Source organism: Dapis purpurea BLCC-M126 (assembly GCF_050015975.1).
In the GTDB taxonomy this organism is placed as follows: Bacteria; Cyanobacteriota; Cyanobacteriia; order Cyanobacteriales; family Microcoleaceae; genus Trichodesmium.
On sequence record NZ_JBNHER010000277.1, the window covers coordinates 11,206 to 28,616 of the forward strand.

Genomic DNA, 17,411 nt, shown 5'->3' on the forward strand with positions numbered 1-17,411 from the left:
CTTTTAAGAGCGATCGCCTCGTGTCACAAGCAAAACAATGTAGGGGCGTATCACAAGCAAAACAATGTAGGGGCGAATAGCCATTCGCCCCTACTACATAAATCAGAACTGCTGTATGTTGGGTTTCGTTACCTCAACCCAACCTACGACTCAGCTTAACCCCGCACAAATAAACGCACTCCAATACACTGGATGCTCAAACGGATGTTCCTCTTTACACTTTTCCTTCAAATGCTTATTCTTTGTCTGATAAATACGCTGATAAATATCGTTAAGTTTCACCCGCTCCTCCTCTAACTCCTGATACTCCGCCGAATCTTTGGCATAACTATTACGTCTGACTTCTATTTCCTTCAGTTGCTCGTATGCTGTATCCAATTTCTCCCCTAACGCTGCCTCTAATTCCTTTTTATACTGCTTCCTCAGCTCCTTCCCTGTCAACTCCCGTAACTGTCGTTGTGCTAGTTGCAATGCAACGGAACGATTTTTTCCCTCTTTGCGCAACTGATGATAAAAAATCGAAAACAAACAAGTTCCTAAATCGTCCACTGCCCACAAACTGCTAATAACACCCCTGGCACCGGCACACAAAAATCCTGTATTTAATGTCAATACATCATCGGAGATTGGCACTAGACCAAAATTGGTCTCACAACAGTCGATGAATACTTCGTCTAAGTCTGGGAAACGGAATGCTGGAGATAATAGTTGCCCCAAGGTAATTCTGCCATCGGCTAAAAGTAATGCTGATTCCATACAGTTGTCTACGCGAGATTGGGCGTGATGGGTTGACAATAACCGTTTTACCTGAGATAATAATAATTTATAGCTGTCAACGGTTGCAGCTTCACCTCGGAGGCGTTGGTTGTCTGGCACTCCATACATTTTGGCTATATGTTGGGCTTCATAGCTGGAACAAGGTAAGTCGTTGCGGGTGTCTTCGACGATGCCATATTCTGCTGCTGTTACTTCTGGGCGTTGGGTACAAAAGTCTAGAATTTGGCAACTGGCAAGGGTGCGGATACGGAAATGGTCTCCAAGATATTTGTTGTCTTTTAGTTTAATCGCACTAAATGGAATCAGATGTAAATATAAATGTGGTACAAGAATTAACTCCTCAATGTTTTCTAACTTACTAACTAGCTCATCTAACTTTAACCGTTTACCAATTTCTTGCAATCTAGTTTCCATTTGTTCCAGCCACTCTTTTCTTAACTGTTTCTCACTGTCAGATTTCAACTGCTGAAAACCGGGTAAATTATTAATGTACTGATTTTCTTGGCTAGTTAATGTCACTACTACCTGTTGTGATTCTATGGTAAGAGATTGAATTTCCTTAACATCAAGTTCTAAAAGTTGGGCAGCAGCAATAAATGGGGATCGAGTAGAAATTTCGATATAAGTTTGAAACCAGTTTTCGTATAACCACTGTTGTAGTTCTTCCAGACCCTGACCTTCGCAAGAGTGTTTTTCAACCCCATTTTGTCGCACTATAAATAAATAGGTATCGTTGTCGGTGGTATAAAAACTCAATATCGCTGTAGTCGGTTGCTGGATCAATGCTTGGATTTTCTCAAATTCCAGTGCGTCAACCTGCAACCCGTCTGCTAATACTCGGTCTAAACTACGGATTTTTTTATAGACTTCCTGCTTTTGAGCTTCTAACTCAGCAATGTCTTGGTTTCTTGCTTCTGTGGCAGCTCGTCCCCTGGTTGCTGCTGCTAACTCTTTTCCTTCTGTGCGACTGTCTCCTTGTTGTTGTTCCCAAAGTTCATTGATTTTCTGTTGAATAGCTTCGTGTTTTTTTAACCATTCATCAACTTCGGCAGGTATTTCACCTTTAGAGTAGAGGTCGTTACTTGCCATCAAATCTACTAACCGTTTGGATCGAGACCGCTCTACATATTCTAAGGCTTTTTCTATTTGATTGGTATTGATGTAAGCTTGTATTATATTTTGGTAGACTCCAATGGCTTTTTCCAGGATTTCTTGGCGACGATCGTCGTCTTTTGACCAACTGCGACTGAGTTCGACTGCAGTTATGGCTTTTTCGTAGGCAGCAATGGTAGGTCGCCAGTTGCCTTCTTTGAAGTGGAGGTTGCCTAAGTTGCGGGAAGTGTTGAGACAATTAATCGGATCTGCTTTCAGGGTGTAAACTTCCAAAGCCAGATTATATGCAGCAATAGCATTTTCCAGATTCTCTGCTTTGTCTCCTCTGATTCTTTCACTGTAAGTAATGGCTAGATTGTTTTGAATGGCTGCCCAATCTATAGGCAAGTCTTTTTTGGTAAAAACTTCCACAGCCAGATGATATGCAGCAATAGCATTTTCCAGATTCTCTGCTTTGTCTCCTCTGATTCTGTAACGGTAGGCAGTAGCTAGATTGTTTTGAGTCTGTGCCCAATCATAAGGCAAATCTTTTTTGGTACGAACTGACAAAGCTAGATGATATGCAGCAATAGCATTTTCTAGATTCTCTGCCCGGTCGCCTCTGGTTCTGTAAAGGTAGGCATTTGCTAGATTGTTTTGAGTCGTTGCCCAATCTATAGGGAAGCCTTTTTTGGTACGAACTGACAAAGCTAGATTACAGGCAGCAATAGCATTTTCTAGATTCTGTGCCCAGTCGCCTCTGATTCTGTAAAGGTAGGCATTTGCTAGATTGTTTTGAGTCGTTGCCCAATCTATCGGTAACTCTTCTTTGGTCCTAACTTCTAATGCTCGTTTATGTGCAGTAATAGCATTTTCTAGATTCTCTGCTTTGTCTCCTCTGATTCTGTAAAAGTAGGCAAGGCTTAGATTGTTTTGAGTCATTGCCCAATCTATAGGGAAGTCTTTTTTGGTATGAACTGACAAAGCTAGATTACAGGCAGCAATAGCATTTTCTAGATTCTGTGCCCGGTCGCCTCTGATTCTGTTACCGTAGGCAATGGCTAGATTGTTTTGAATGGCTGCCCAATTTTTCGGGTTACTCTTGCGGGGAAAGACTTTTAGCACCATTTCGTAACCTGCAATACTGATTTCCATATTGTTTGCTTTGTTGCCGAGGGGGAATTCCCTGAGGCGGTCGCTGAAAGCAAAAATAACAGAGGCGATGGATTCTGCTGGGTCTGTTTCTACCTCTGAGAATTTAGCTGTTGCCCAGTTTAGTAATATATCGGCAAGGTTATTATCAAGTTTGTCTAGGTTTGCTTGCAGGAGTGGGTAGATGACTTTGGGGTCGTCGTTGCTTTCGGCGGTTGCTCGGAGTACGTTCATCAGGAAGTTCAAATAGTCTTCGGATGAATAATTAGTTGAGGGAGAAGATTCTGAGGTTTTCAGCACTTCTGCAAGCTGACTCCTGAGATGGCCTAAAAATTTAGCAGCGTTTTGAGCATTTTGGTCATCGTTTTCTGCTAGTTGTTGTGCATAATATTCCATTACTTGGAGTAACCCTTCATCTACTAACTCGCGGTTAGCTTCGAGGATTTCAACTACCTCGTCGGGGTGGGTTAGCAGTTGATTGATGAGGTTGAGGTATGCTTCTATGCGTTGTTCGTCCATTTTTAGTTATTAGTTAGTTGATATCTATATATTTATCTGTATTTGGGGTTGAAGTTTATGCAGTTTTGGCTAGTTAGTGACGATCCCCCTAAATCCCCCTTAAAAAGGGGGACTTTTTCTTGACTCCCCCCTTCTCAAGGGGGGCGGGGGGGATCTAAATCAGTTATCAGCTTTTTCACTGATCACCAATTTCAGCGATTATCCCTGTATCCGTGGCCAAATCTGTGTCTAGCCTTTTCTTGCTTTAGAGCGATCGCTATCGATCATTTTCTCTAGCTGCAATTAAAATCTCTAGATAAAGGCGATCGCTTACTCGAAAGTTAGCTTGCTGAATAAGAGCATCAATTATCGGTCTAATTTCAGTCACCAACCCCCGTCGCTTGGCAACAAGAAGAATGCCCAATAACCCGGTAATATTTAGCCCTAGACGAACTGCTTCTTTCCTCCCCAACCGTTCGTCAATCAGCAATTCCTCCGCTTTAAGCTCTTGAGCAAGAGCTATTGCTTCAGACTCTCCCCGATCTAAATTAGACTCAGTTTGTAAGGTTTTAACCAGTTGAATATTGGTAGGTTGACAGATATCAATCCAATCTAGGGATAAAACTTGAGTGATTCGCGGATCGTCTTCACCACCTCGCTTTAATTCATCTGCTACCGCAGGAGGAATCAACACCCGTCCATAAATTTGTTGCAGCAAGGGCAAATATCCCACTATTACTAATCCATTGAGAGGAGATGTGTCACTCACAATAATCATAACCACCCCTTCGCAGTCAAATGCTCAATATCCTCCTGTAATTCAGCAACATCATAATGGATACAAATGCCACGGTTAGCAATTAACTCTTGAAAACGAACCTGTGAGATATTCAACAATTCTGCTGCTTTTCCCAAACTAATCTTTTCCTGCTGAAAAAGCAACAAAACAATTTCTAACAAAAGTTCATCTTCAGTCATTCCACTCGCTTTGATAATTTCAGAGGAAATAATCATACTCATTTTTTTCAGTTTCTATTAGTAATTTTCAAATTGTAAAACGTTCAAATCTGCAAAGGCAACTCTTGTACTCAGTTACAAATTATAAAGAAACCAAGTCTGCACCAGTTCATTCCTGATTAAGGGGGGCAGGAGGGGATCTAAATTTAGGCTATTACAACATTTTATAACTTCTGACTTCTCCTATTCTTTTCCCTCCCAAATTTCTGCTAATTTATTGATCAAATCTTCTGCTAAATCGCTCAACTCAATATCCCCATTTTCATCATCTCCTTCTTTCAAACTTACAACCAAATTATCTGCTGATTCTGGTTTACCAATCCCTAAATATGTCTCAAACAAATCCGTAACAGCACCACGCCGCTCAGATTTTTTTTTAGTCCGATAAATCGACTCCAACTGAGCAATAATATTAGTCAAATCTTCCATTTCTAACCGTTCTTTGACTTTAGCAAAAACCGGATCGATATCCGCAGCAATAGCATTATTAGCTAATTCTAAATTTTGCAAACATTCAAACAAAGTTTCTATATCTTCTAACTCATCAAGTTCGACTTCTTCCGGCATTTCATCTGGTTCATCCATTGACAAAAATCCCAATATTTCCCCAGATTTTAAACTGTTTTCTAACCGAACAAAAACATAACCGATTCTATCTTCAAGTACCTCTGGCGGTAACTCTATTTCATCCTGTTCTGGCAATACATAACGACATTCTAATTGACCAATATTAGGAATAGCCAAATCTGCCACATTATGATAAAGACGAATTAGCGGATTCCAAGAATCAGAAGCTTCTAAATCTGTGGAAATATCCATCATTTTGAGAAAATTATCTACAGCATAAACGACCAAAGTATTCAGATAAACTTGAGTCTTTTTTTCCTTATTAGGTTGTTGTGCTGCAAATTGTTGAGCATAATTATGAGCCTCTCTTTGGATGGGAATATTAATAGTTTGATTATCTTTAGTAGTCATTATTCGCCTCCTAAAAGTTCGTTATAAATTTTCTTCAAAAGTGGTTTACATTTTCTCCGATTGTGTGCCATTAGAGCTTGATAAGGAAGATTTAATTCCTTGGAAATTTCTGTAAATTTTTGCGGAGGATTTCTGTAAAAACGCCGTTTATAAATTTCCGCACAAGTACATTGAGGATAATCCTTTGGATGACAAACCAATGTTTGAATTGCTGCTGATAGTTTTTCTTTAAAATCTTCTCGAATTAAAGTTTCCATCGGGTCAAATTTACCAGCAGTAACATCTACTAAAGTCGGTGTATTTCCATCATTATTGCCACCAGAAATTGGTGCATCAAGAGAAGTTTCTCTCTCATTTTTTTTCTTATCTTCACGATCCAAATCCATAATTCTGAATCCGAGACGCAACCCATACCAATTCATCCACAATCTCAGACTATGTACAAAAGATTTTTTTCCTGCTTTAATTTGCTCAAATTCAGTACATATTCTTTGAGAAAATTCTAACTGAATCTCTTGCAATAAATCTGGGTATCTTGGGTGTGGGGATGTACGAGGTATTTGGAATTTTAAAATTAGGCTCCACAAGTGAGCAAAAGCCTTATCCCGTTCCCTAGTTTCCGGAGTTTGTTGGCAGAAATTAGCGATCGCTTCACAGAGCAAATCATCATTAGATTTGTCATTACACATTTGATTTACAGAAACGTATTTTGACTTGACCATTTAACTAACTCCAACTATACCATAAATCATGTTTATTTGTTCTCCTAAAAATTGTAGGTTGGGTTGAGGAACCGAAACCCAACACCTCTTTTTTTCTATGTGAAAAAAATTGTTTGTGTGTGGGTTTGGAGACCAAAGTCCTACGGCTAAAATTAATCTAAATTTGATGCCTTTCCAGATAGAGAAAATTGCTGAGGATAAACATCATCAAAATAAACATTTATCGGCACAAATTTAACTTGACTTTTAAACTTTTGATTATGCTGATTAATCGCCTCTTCATAATCTTGACAAGCAGGAATAAATTGAGATTTTTCGTGATAAAACATCCTCTTACAATCTCTTAGTTTCTGTTCCCGAAGTAAGTGGTTAATTCTAAACCAGAAGAAAGCAAAACCATTCTGATAGCGATCGTAACCATAAACGATACCAGCATCAGTTACATAAGCTAAAATGGCCATTGCCACCAACAAAATGATGTCATACAACTCAGGTGGCCAGTCTTCGCCACTATAGAGAGCAACAGAAGTACCCACTAACATGGTTGGAGTCACCCAAACGATAGTATTTGCTAGTCTTTGCCAAAGTTGAATTTCATTTTGAGAGAAGGGAGACATTTTTGCCGAAAATAATTGAGAGCAAATTCCTAACTCAAATAAAATGATAACCACAGGCAACAATATAGTCGCAAGAGTAACAGCAAAAGACCCCGGAGGAAATGCTTGAGATGCCAAATATTCAACTGGTTGCTTAATTAAAACAAAATTGATTACCAAAACAGCAAAAAAGAATGAAAGCATGAAAAAATACCCAAGTGCTTTTCTGATACCAAACCTCAAAAATTCGGGATATTCTGCTTTCAACTGTGTCAACTCATTTTCAATTTTTACCTTTCTTTCCTTTGTTTCCAGTGCATTATAGAGATATTTAAACCTCAAAGACTCAAGCTGACCGATGTGAACAAGCGATCGCCTCTCTTGTTTTTCCGACTCCAACTTCTGTTGAATTTCTTTTTGTTGTTGTTGGTAGAGCGATCGCCTCTCTTCCCTTTCTCTCTCCAACCTTTTTTTCTCTTCTTGCCGTTGTTTTTCCTCATCTGCCAAATTTTGATAGTATGCACGTTCTCTACTCTCAAATTCTTGACCTTCCTTACCCAAAGAAAAATTATTCATAAGTTATTGTGTGTTTAAGTGGATTTTTTCAATAAAAATTGTAGGGTGTGTTTCGCTGCGCGACATGAAAAGACGGCTAAAATTCAGACTATGAAAAGCATTTAACAATCCGTCGTAACGCACCATTGAATATGTATCAGTTGAAACGGTTCAGTAGGGTGTGTTAGACGGCTAAAATTCAGACTATGAAAGACATTTAACAATCCGTCGTAACGCACCATTGAATATGTATCAGTCTACTACTAGGAATGTAAGGGCGAATGGCCATTCGCTCCTACAATGCTCCTTTATTTACTTGAGTAACTAAATATTGAAAAGCAGCAGGTACAGACTCAAAAGCTTTATGCTCAATATTTTCAAATATCCCCTTACTTCCCGCGCCATTAACTAACAAAAGTTCAGCGTTGCTCTGAAACTCAGCAGCTTGAATACCAACATTATCCAAACCATCAGTAATAAATACGGCAAACTTTCGGGGTTTTTCTCTCCAAGTCGCATCATTTTCTGCTAGAAACAACTTAGCGCGGTTAATTCCTCCTTGAATATCACTGCTACCACAATTAACAGGATGTGATAAAATAGGCTGAAGTTGATTTTTCATAAACTCCTGAATTTTTCCCTCGCTCTGACTTTGCCACTGTTGCACCGAATTTTGATAACTCGCTAAAATTTGCAAATCATTTTGACGCAAGGTTTCATATTCAGCTAATTTTTGTTTATACTCCTTCTTTTCCTTCCTATATGTAAAAGCATTACCTTGGTTTGTAGGTTCCACAGGTGCAACAGGATGATTAAAACCTGCATTAACCAACATAGGTTGTTGTTCGACTCTAATTCTTGCTAGGGGACGGTTACTGTCATAACAAAAGGTTCCTACTGCTATCTCCCCACCATTTTTCTTTAATAGGGATAACAACAATTGAAAATCTTGGAGTTGTGGTTGTTCGATGCGACTCCATTCAACACTACCCGTTTTATCCATGATAATTGCCACTTGCACCGGAAGTGACTGAGGTTGATTTGCCAAAGCAGTTTTGACTTCTGCTAAAGGTTCAGATATAGTAGAAGATATGGTATCAGTGGGAGTTTTGCTCTCAACTTTTCCAGCACAGCTTGCCAAAAAGCTGACCAAGATAGCCACAATAATTACATGAAATTTTTTAATAAGTACAATCATTATTTCCTTTAATTGTTAAGTCGATAATTTTGGGCCATTTAAAACCCTAAATTATCTGTTCTTAATTACTTAACGTTTTGAAGTGGGAATAATTTTGCAATTATGAAAAAATTTTCTGTTGAGAATTATGGAATGGGAAAATTGGTTTATATCATGTTCGCTTGAATACTTATAATTAGGCTAGTAGTTGGGCTTTAGCCCGCTAAATATTTATTTGGGCTAAAGCCCAACTACAAACTAATACTTTTTTATAACTGAATTATCTGCAATTCGTAGCTCCCCTGGAGAGGACACATGATATTAGATAACTTGTGGTATAAAAATAAAACGTAGGAATGTTCGGCCAAATATTCCTATATATTAAAGGTCTACTATATTAAATACTCAAGATGAAAAAAACCTTATTTTTAAACCCCCCTTCCTTTGATGGTTTTGATGGAGGTGCCGGAGCTAGATATCAAGCAAAACGAGAAATTACCTCCTTCTGGTATCCTACCTGGTTAGCTCAACCTGCTGCTCTAGTTCCGGGAAGTAAGTTAGTAGATGCTCCTGCTCATTATCAAACGGTGGAAGATGTACTGAAAATTGCCAAAGATTATGAACTGGTAATTATGCACACCAGTACCCCTTCCCTACCCAATGATGTTAAATGTGCAGAAGCAATTAAAACTCAAAACCCGGAAACACAAATAGGTTTTGTTGGCGCTCATGTGGCAGTTTTGCCAGAAGAAACTCTCAGGGATAATCCAATTATTGATTTTGTTTGTCGCAACGAATTTGATTACACCTGCAAAGAATTATCCGAAGGCAAACCTTTTGGAGAAATTAAAGGGTTGAGTTACCACGATCTCCAAGGCAATATTCAGCATACCCCAGAACGAGAATTAATTCACGACTGGGATTCCATGCCTAGTGTTTTTCCTGTTTATGCAGAACATCTGGATATTCGTAACTATCTAATTGGTTATTTGCTTAATCCCTACATTTCCTTATATACAGGTCGAGGTTGCCCTGCTAAATGTACCTTCTGTTTATGGCCACAAACTATTGGCGGACATCAATATCGCGCTAAAAGTCCGGAAGCAGTAGGGCGAGAAATGGCAGAAGCAAAAGCAATTTGGGGAAGCTCTGTCAGAGAATACTTTTTTGATGACGATACTTTTACCATTGATAAAAAACGAGCGATCGCTATTAGCGAACATTTGAAGAAGTTGAAGTTAACCTGGAGTTGTAATGCTCGTGGGAATTTAGATTATGACACCCTGAAAGAATTGAAAAATAACGGACTGCGTTTGCTCTTAGTTGGTTTTGAATCAGGAAATCAGCAAATTTTGGATGGAGTCAAGAAAGGAATTAAATTAGAAGTCGCCCGCAAATTTATGGAAAATTGCCATAAGTTGGGAATTAAAGTTCATGGAGCTTTTATTCTCGGTTTACCCAATGAGAGTAGGGAAACTATTGAGGAAACTATCCGTTTTGCTTGTGAAGTAAATCCCCATACGATTCAAGTTTCCATTGCTTCCCCCTATCCAGGAACAGAATTATATAGTCAAGCTGAAGCAAATGGTTGGTTTACAGGAGATTCTCTGGTTGCTAATTCTGGCATTCAAATGTCAGCGTTGCAGTATCCTAATTTGTCAGGTAGTGAAATTGAGGATGGGGTAGAGCAAATGTATCGGCGGTTTTATTTTAGACCGAAGTCAATTATTCCTATAGTTGGAGAAATGTTGGCAGACCCGCAAATGTTGGTGCGACGTTTGCGGGAAGGTAAGGAATTTTTGTCTTATTTGAGGGAGCGTCATCAGAGAGCAGCGAGTCATTAATTAGCTATTAAACATCTCCGGTTGCAACTGAATTATTGGAGAGGTATATTAGTTATTATATTTCTAGTTTCCTTTGTCTGTGAATGAGATGAAGTAGTTAAAAGTTAGCCTGAATTTTTCTAAGGAATTAATAATATTACGATTAGGAATGAAAATTATGACATCAAAAACAGTGATTCAAGTAACAGCAAATGGACAGTTAGAGTTACCACCAGAAATTTGCTCTCAGTTACAACCTGGGGATGAGTTTGTATTGTCGCAAGAGGAGGATACTATTATCCTCAAACGGGTGAAAAAGTCGGCTATTAAGGATATGATTAACGCGCAAAAAGGAGTTAACCGTGAACCAGATTCACATTTTTTTGACGCCTGCGATCGCCTCCATGAAATTAATGAAATCGATCCTATTTCTGAAGAGGAAATTCAAGCAGAAATTAAATCTTATAAGCAGGAAAAACGAAAGTTAACTTAAGTTGATGCGAATTATCTTAGATACCAATACTGTGATTTCTGGAATATTTTGGCGAGGGAAACCTTTTGAGGTTTTGGAATTAGTGCGGTCAGGGCAAATTGAAGTTTACACTTCTGAAGTGATGCTAGAAGAATTATTAGATGTTCTACAGCGTCCTAAGTTTTCAAAGAGACTAGCTTTGTTAGAATCTAGTCCCCAAGAAGTAGTTAATAGTTGGATTTATTGGGTGAAAGTTGTAGAGATTGGAGAAGTTGAAAAAGTTATAATTTCTGACCCAGATGATGACCAAATTATTGCCTGCGCTAAATTAGTGAATGCTGATTTTATTATTTCAGGTGATACAGACCTGCTTAATATCAAGGCAAAAGTAACAATTCCAATTGTAAGCGCTGGTGAGTTTATGGATATTTTGGCAAATTCTACTTAAGCTATTATCAGTGATAATCAAGTTGTTGGTAGTTTTGCTTGAGCAATAAGTATAAGTTTCACTTGCTTAAGCAAAACTACGAGCTTATTTATCATCTGAAAATAGTAATATGACAGCAGAGAATACCCTTGGTTTATCACCAGTATTTAAGTGTCAAAATTATCAATACTATACCCGTACAAATTATATCAATCAACAAAATTATGAAAACAAACACCCAAACAACACCAGATAACAACAATACAAAAATTACTACCCAAACCAAAAATCGCGGGATGTCAACCACAACCAGCATCCTAGATACCCTACAGTTAGTTTTTCAAGCAGGAGGCCCGGGATTTTGTCAATTTGCCATTAATAATGCTTGTAATGCTAACTGCGGTTTCTGCAATTTTGCACGAGATACTTTTCCTAAAGAAGAAACAAAATTTGTTGAACTCGATGAGGGTATAGATTCAATTAATATTCTGTTTCGCGAAGGTATTAGATATCTGGTTTTCACAGGTGGGGAACCAACTCTTAATCCCAACTTGGTCTCATTTGTTAATCATGCAGCAGGATTAGGAATCAAACCTATGGTGGTGACAAATTGTGGGTTGTTAACGCGGAACAAAATTCACGAATTAGCAGACGCAGGTTTGTCTAGTCTAATTATTTCAGTTGATGCTGCAACTGAAGAAATTCACGAAAATAATCGTGGGTTGCCTGGTGTATGCAGCAAAATTAAAGAAGCTAATCAAGTGCTAAAAGATATTGGTATGTATTCGACTGCTTCTGTCACTATGAGTCATTTAGTTGATTATGATGCACTGCCAGATTTTCTCAACTCCCTTGGATTTGAGTCAGTAGTTTTTTCCTATCCATTAACAAATCTGGATTCTAATTTTCTGGGATTTTCTGATGCAGGTTTAGTGACTCATACTAATGAAAGTCTCTGGCAAGCTTACGAAAAAGTCAAGCAATTAAAAAAGCGATTTCGTGTAGTTAACCCTACTCTTTCTTTAGAGGAAATGCAGAGATTTGTCAACAATGAGGAACAACTTTATCCTTGTTTAGCAGGTTATCGTTTCTTTTTTCTTGACTGGGATTTAAACTTATGGCGTTGTCATTTTTGGCATGAACCGATGTGTTCTATTTATGAATTTGATAGCTCAAAATTGGTTAGAGATAATTGTACAAAATGTATGATTAATTGTTATCGAGATTCGAGTTTAATGCAGAATATTGCAGTGTCGATGCAGGATGCTTATCAGTCAATTAAGAAAGGAAATTTATTAGATACAGCAAAAGCTTTAACTAGAAAAAGTAATGTTGATTCCTTGCGGGCGGTGATGGAAGAATTACCTTGGATAATGCGGTTTTAATATGGGGAGATAGAGGGATGGGGTGATTGGGTGATGGGGTGGTAGGGTGATGGGGAGATAGCACAATTTTTTGTATTTTCATATAAGAAAATGCTTATATCAATCAAATCCTCCAGATTGCTTCCTTCCACTCCGTTCCAGTCGCAATGACAAATATTTAATCTATCTATTAACTATCAAACCAATAACAATAAAAATAATCTTGAGATTGCTATCCGTTCCGGAATGCTCCGCAAACCTTCCACTCCGTTCTAGTCGCAATGATAAACATTTAATCTATCTATTAATAACCAAACCAATAACAATAAAAATAATGCCAATAAACCTACCCAAAGAAACCTTTTCTCTTAACCAAAACTTCGCACCTAAAATACTACAAACATAAGTTAATGCTGTTGCCGGACGAACAAAACTAACATCTGCCCAACTTAACACTGAAATAAATGATAAAAAAGCAATTGTTTGACAAAAAACTCCCACAATAATTAACGGATTTATGATAATTTCACCTATTTGCTGAAATAGACTTTTGATAGATTTTAAATTTACTTCTCCAATTTGTTTCATCCCTCTGGCAAGACATAAATCTCCAGTTGAATCAGCCAAAGCAATAATAGCGATCGCTAACCAAGTTTTAGACTGATAAAAGCTCAAAGAAAATCCTAATAAAGCCAGGTTAAAATTATGATTTTTTCTATCTTCATACAGACTTTTACTTAAACCAACAATTAATACACCAATAGTTATAATCAAAGTTCCGATTAATCTGATATTTGAAATTGTTTCATCTAAAATTAACCAGGCAAATAAGGCATTTAACAAATAAGTTAAAGAGTGCATCGAAAGTACATAACTCAGGTCAAGTTTAGAAATAATGGTTAGGTATAAACCTAGAGAAAGCATGAGAAAAATTACTCCTAACCAAATCCAAAAATTTGTTAGTAAGTAAATTATTAATGGTATCCAACTTTCAGAGTTAACTAGATTAACCTCCCCAAATTGTTTCATGGCTTTACTTAACCAAATATCACCTAAAACTTGGGTAATATTTAACAGAAATAGTAAGATTAAATTTGCCATAATAATTAGGGGAGTAGGAGAGTAGGGTTCTTAGGAATAAGTAGGTAGTAATTACCCTCTTTTCCTAGAATTCTTAAAAACATAAACTTTACTTGATTACTTAATAACTGAAGCCTTGAGGAAGTATAGCATTATTTTCTGGAATTGGTGTAGCTCCTCCTGAAAATAACGAAAGTTAACTTCCAAAATTTCTGCTAAAATATATTTCTTATACTGAAAATAATATGACAGAAGAGAATATGCTTGGTTTATTACCAGTATTTAAGTGTGAAAATTCTCCTCCGAGAGGTGATATTGTTTTTGTTCATGGTTTGGCTGGCCATCCCTGGGGTACATGGCATCCTAAAAGTAAAAGAGATAATCAAGATTTAAACTTTTGGCCGTTTTGGTTAGGGCAAGAGTTACAAGCAAATGTCTGGACTTTTGGATATGAAGCGCCTCGCTTTGAATATTTTGGTCAGGGAATGCCACTTTTTGACCAAGCAAGTAATTTACTGGAATATCTAGAGGTTAGCGATGTAGGTACTCGCCCCCTGATATTTGTGACTCACAGTATGGGTGGGTTGGTTGTCAAACATTTAATTCGTACAGCTCAAAACTTTGAAGATAAAAGAGCTATTATTGAACAGACTCAGGGGATTGTGTTTTTGTCTACTCCCCATCAAGGCTCCCATTTGGCTAATTTAATTGATAATATTAAAGTTTTGACGAGAGCGACGGTAAATGTTGAGGAATTAAAAGCGCATACACCTCAGTTAAGTGAACTTAATGAATGGTATCGACAAAATGTTGATAATTTCGGAATTCAAACTCAGGTCTTATTTGAAACTCAGCATACAAGTGGAGTTTTGGTTGTGGATAGAGATAGCGCTAACCCAGGAATTAAAGATGTTAAACCTGTTGCTATTCCAGCAGATCACAATTCTATTGCTAAACCTGAAAAAAATGATTTGGTTTATCTTTCCGTAAAAAATTTTGTAAAAAAAAAGTTGGTGCCTCCACTTACACGACGAGAGTTAGAATTAATCTATTCCAAGCCCCACCCCTCCCCAGATACTATGTAGATCGCCCGGAATACAGCGACAATTTAAAGGCTAACCTACTGGAAAATTCATCGGATACGCGAGCTATTGTGGTGACTGCTATCCACGGTTTGGGTGCTGTGGGTAAGTCTACTCTGGCACAAGCTTTAGCTTATGATGAGGAGGTACAATCTCGTTTTTCTGATGGTATTCTCTGGGTAACATTGGGTCAAGAGCCTAATATTCTGCCGATGCTGAGTGGTTGGGTGCAGACATTGGGTGACTATAATTTCAAATCTACAAGTGTTGAGGCGACTGCTGATCATTTGCGGACTTTACTTTCTAAGAAATCTGTGCTACTGGTGGTGGATGATGCTTGGAGTCCAGACCATGCTCAATTTTTTAATGTGGGAGGTTCCCGCTGTCAGGTTTTGGTGACGACAAGGAATAAGGCGATCGCTCGTCCTTTAGGAGCTGAAATTTACAGTCTGGATGTGATGACTTTATCCCAGTCAATGCAACTTCTCAGTCAAATTTTAGGGCGTGAAATTAGGGGAGAGGAAGCAAAACAGGCGGAAGCTTTGGTTAAGGAACTGGGATATTTGCCTTTAGCTTTGGAGTTGGCAGCGGCTCAAGTTGCGGAGGATGATATGTCTTGGGGAGAGCTGTTAGAGGATATTCAAGGGGAAATTGCTCGGTTAAAAACGTTGGCTATACCAGGTGCAGAGGATGCTGTTAATGAGGCTAATTTAAAAAAGTCGAGTTTGACTGCTTCATTGAATTTGAGTGTCAAGCGACTAACACAAAAAAGGCGGGAAGATTTTATTTGGTTGGGAATATTGCCGGATGATGTGAATATTACTCCAGGAATGGCGACTGTACTCTGGGGTATGAATGATGAGATAGATGCGACGAAGCAGTTGAGGTATTTGCGGAGTCAGGCGTTGTTGTTGAATGGTGTGGCTTTGCCTGATGGTAAGCCTACTTATCGTTTACATGATTTGTTTCACGATCTGGCTCGGTATTTGTTGACTGCACCATTACATCCAACAGAAGAAGGTGATTTGCCGGGGTTGGGTATTCGTCTAGCTAAGGCTCACAAAATATTTTTGAAGAAATATAGGAAGTTAACGGATAATCATCTTTGGCATACTTTACCTAATGATGGTTATATTCATCAGCATTTAGTCTGGCATTTGGAAAAGGCAGGGAAGATAGAGGAGATTCATGGTTTATTGGCGGAGGAGTCGAAAAGTGGGACTAATGGTTGGTATGAAACGTGCGAACTTTTAGGGCAAATGGGGATTTTTATTACTGACGTGGCTCGTGCTTGGGAGTTAGCGGTTGACTTGGATGAAGGTAGGTTGTCTCAAGTTGTTAGTTTGCAGTGTCGTTATGCTTTGATAACTGCTTCTATTAATAGTCTGGCAGCAAATTTACCAGGAAATTTGTTGGTGGCTTTGGTTAAACATAATTTCTGGACTCCAGAGCAAGGGTTAGCCTACGCATTACAAAAGCCTGAGCCAAGGGATAAAGGAGACTCCCTAGCAAAATTAGTTGATTATTTGCCAGACAGCTTAAAAAAAGCCTTTTCAGAAGTTCTGGCTACAGCTCGACAGATTAAGGATGAGAGATATTATCGTGTCCAACTTCCCCAATTAACACCAGCACAAGCTCTGGCTGTTACTCGACAGATTCAATGTGAGGAACATCGTGCCGAATTTCTCAGAGCTTGGGCTGATAAATTTCCCGAAATATTACCAGAAGTTCTGGCTGCTGCTCGACAGATTGAGGATGAGTATCATCGTGCCCAACTTCTCAGTGCTTTGGCTGATAAATTGACACCAGAAATATTACCAGAAGCTCTGGCTGCTGCTCGACAGATTTATTCTGAGGAATATCGTGCCCAAGTTCTCAGTGTTTTGGCTGATAAATCACCAAAAATATTACCAGAAGCTCTGGCTGCTGCTCGACAGATTCAAGATGAGTATCAAAGCGCCGAATTTCTCAGAGCTTGGGCTGATAAATTTCCCGAAATATTACCAGAAGTTCTGGCTGCTGCTCGACAGATTGAGGATGAGTATCATCGTGCCCAACTTCTCAGTGCTTTGGCTGATAAATTGACACCAGAAATATTACCAGAAGCTCTGACTGCTGCTCGACAGATTCAGTCTGAGTATCCACGCGCCCGAGTTCTCAGAGCTTTGGCTGATAAATTTCCCGAAATATTACCAGAAGCTCTGGCTGCTGCTCGACAGATTCAGTCTGAGTATTATCGTGCCCGAGTTCTCGGAGCTTTGGTTGATAAATTTCCCGAAATATTACCAGAAGCTCTGGCTGCTGCTCGACAGATTCAATATCAGGAAAATCGCGCCGAAGTTCTCAATGCTTTGGCTGATAAATTGACACCAGAATTATTACCAGAAGCACTGGCTGCTGCTCGACAGATTCAGTCTGAGTATTATCGTGCCCGAGTTCTCAGAGCTTTGGCTGATAAATTGCCCGAAATATTACCAGAAGCACTGGCTGCTGCTCGACAGATTCAATATCAGGAAAATCGCGCCCAACTTCTCAGTGCTTTGGCTGATAAATTGACACCAGAATTATTACCAGAAGCACTGGCTGCTGCTCGACAGAT

At 38.7% G+C, this 17,411-nt stretch carries 14 protein-coding genes; 6 read left to right on the forward strand and 8 right to left on the reverse strand.

Annotated features, from left to right (window positions below):
* Positions 1 to 150: 150 nt before the first annotated feature.
* The 7 genes from ACP6PL_RS25635 to ACP6PL_RS25665 form a co-directional block, all read right to left on the reverse strand.
* Entirely contained in the window at positions 151 to 3,540 is a 3,390-nt protein-coding gene (locus ACP6PL_RS25635; protein WP_426548164.1) for a CHAT domain-containing protein, read from the reverse strand.
* Between the two features lie 256 nt (positions 3,541 to 3,796).
* A complete protein-coding gene (locus ACP6PL_RS25640; RefSeq protein ID WP_426548165.1) occupies positions 3,797 to 4,297 on the reverse strand; it encodes a PIN domain-containing protein in 501 nt (166 codons plus the stop codon).
* Complete coding sequence (locus ACP6PL_RS25645) at positions 4,294 to 4,539, reverse strand: UPF0175 family protein (protein ID WP_426548166.1); 246 nt, start codon at positions 4,537 to 4,539, stop codon at positions 4,294 to 4,296. The genes ACP6PL_RS25640 and ACP6PL_RS25645 overlap by 4 nt, the downstream gene beginning before the upstream one ends.
* 180 nt (positions 4,540 to 4,719) lie before the next feature.
* The gene (locus tag ACP6PL_RS25650; protein WP_426548167.1) at positions 4,720 to 5,514 is read right to left on the reverse strand and encodes a DUF1822 family protein; all 795 of its coding nucleotides are present in this window, start codon (positions 5,512 to 5,514) and stop codon (positions 4,720 to 4,722) included.
* Complete coding sequence (locus ACP6PL_RS25655; RefSeq protein ID WP_426548168.1) at positions 5,514 to 6,236, reverse strand: sigma-70 family RNA polymerase sigma factor; 723 nt, start codon at positions 6,234 to 6,236, stop codon at positions 5,514 to 5,516. Before ACP6PL_RS25655 ends, ACP6PL_RS25650 begins: the two co-directional genes overlap by 1 nt.
* A 152-nt stretch (positions 6,237 to 6,388) precedes the next feature.
* Complete coding sequence (locus ACP6PL_RS25660) at positions 6,389 to 7,408, reverse strand: hypothetical protein (RefSeq protein WP_426548169.1); 1,020 nt, start codon at positions 7,406 to 7,408, stop codon at positions 6,389 to 6,391.
* Between the two features lie 274 nt (positions 7,409 to 7,682).
* Positions 7,683 to 8,585, reverse strand: coding sequence for a hypothetical protein (locus tag ACP6PL_RS25665; protein ID WP_426548170.1), 903 nt, complete (start codon positions 8,583 to 8,585; stop codon positions 7,683 to 7,685).
* Positions 8,586 to 8,974: 389 nt separating this feature from the next.
* On the opposite strand from ACP6PL_RS25665, the gene hpnJ reads away from it, so the two are divergent.
* The 4 genes from hpnJ (at position 8,975) to ACP6PL_RS25685 (ending at position 12,671) form a co-directional block, all read left to right on the forward strand.
* Positions 8,975 to 10,408, forward strand: coding sequence for a hopanoid biosynthesis associated radical SAM protein HpnJ (gene hpnJ, locus ACP6PL_RS25670; protein ID WP_426548171.1), 1,434 nt, complete (start codon positions 8,975 to 8,977; stop codon positions 10,406 to 10,408).
* Positions 10,409 to 10,565: 157 nt separating this feature from the next.
* Positions 10,566 to 10,880, forward strand: a complete 315-nt coding sequence (locus ACP6PL_RS25675; protein ID WP_426548172.1) for an AbrB/MazE/SpoVT family DNA-binding domain-containing protein — start codon at positions 10,566 to 10,568, stop codon at positions 10,878 to 10,880.
* A 4-nt stretch (positions 10,881 to 10,884) separates the two neighbouring features.
* Complete coding sequence (locus tag ACP6PL_RS25680) at positions 10,885 to 11,307, forward strand: putative toxin-antitoxin system toxin component, PIN family (protein ID WP_426548173.1); 423 nt, start codon at positions 10,885 to 10,887, stop codon at positions 11,305 to 11,307.
* A gap of 203 nt (positions 11,308 to 11,510) precedes the next feature.
* Entirely contained in the window at positions 11,511 to 12,671 is a 1,161-nt protein-coding gene (locus ACP6PL_RS25685; RefSeq protein WP_426548174.1) for a radical SAM protein, read from the forward strand.
* Between the two features lie 276 nt (positions 12,672 to 12,947).
* Here the strand turns inward: ACP6PL_RS25685 and ACP6PL_RS25690 are convergent, their stop codons facing one another.
* Complete coding sequence (locus tag ACP6PL_RS25690; RefSeq protein ID WP_426548175.1) at positions 12,948 to 13,751, reverse strand: EamA family transporter; 804 nt, start codon at positions 13,749 to 13,751, stop codon at positions 12,948 to 12,950.
* A gap of 224 nt (positions 13,752 to 13,975) precedes the next feature.
* Here ACP6PL_RS25690 and ACP6PL_RS25695 point away from each other — a divergent pair, with 224 nt between their 5' ends.
* Together ACP6PL_RS25695 and ACP6PL_RS25700 are read left to right on the forward strand one after the other, a co-directional pair.
* Positions 13,976 to 14,815: an esterase/lipase family protein gene (locus tag ACP6PL_RS25695; protein WP_426548176.1), complete on the forward strand. Its 840-nt coding sequence runs from the start codon at positions 13,976 to 13,978 to the stop codon at positions 14,813 to 14,815.
* Between the two features lie 68 nt (positions 14,816 to 14,883).
* On the forward strand, positions 14,884 to 17,411 hold a 2,528-nt coding region (locus tag ACP6PL_RS25700), incomplete at its 3' end, for an NB-ARC domain-containing protein (protein WP_426548177.1).